This is a genomic window from Elizabethkingia argenteiflava, from assembly GCF_009904105.1.
GTDB lineage: Bacteria > Bacteroidota > Bacteroidia > Flavobacteriales > Weeksellaceae > Elizabethkingia > Elizabethkingia argenteiflava.
The window spans coordinates 1-438 of record NZ_JAAABJ010000164.1 but is presented as its reverse complement, the minus strand read 5'-3'; the positions used below and the strand labels follow the sequence as shown (position 1 = coordinate 438).

Below are 438 nucleotides of genomic sequence, written 5' to 3'. Positions count from 1 at the left end.
TTGATGATAGAAAACGAAAACATAATCTACGGATTATTTGGAACAGTATTCTTTACCTTGTTAAAACAGGTTGTCAATGGCGTATGCTTCCCCAAGATTTCCCCAAGTGGCAACTGGTGTACTATTAGCAGATATGGGGCAATTCGAACTAGTGTTGGAACATTTACGAGGCAAATTTCGAGTAAAACTAGGACAAAAATCAGAGCCATCGCTTGGTATTATGGACAGCCAGAGTATTCGCTGGGGCAATATCCGGTCATTAAAAGGATTTGATGGCAATAAAAAGATTAAGGGAATAAAACGTCATGTGCTCGTTGATAAAAATGTTTTTTTAATTGCAATCATGGTTACAATGGCTAATATACATGATAGTAAGGCTGTTATTTTACTTATGCGCGTGTTAAAAGAAATGCTTTGTGGCATTAAAGTTATTCTGGC

The 438-nt window shown here is 36.8% G+C and carries 2 protein-coding genes; both read left to right on the top strand.

Going from position 1 to position 438, the window contains the following annotated elements; genetic code table 11:
• The first annotated feature begins 32 nt into the window (after positions 1-32).
• Entirely contained in the window at positions 33-128 is a 96-nt protein-coding gene (locus tag GNY06_RS01330) for a transposase (protein ID WP_317163722.1), read from the top strand.
• On the top strand, positions 107-438 hold a 332-nt coding region (locus tag GNY06_RS01325), incomplete at its 3' end, for a transposase (protein ID WP_166518461.1). The genes GNY06_RS01330 and GNY06_RS01325, both read left to right, overlap by 22 nt.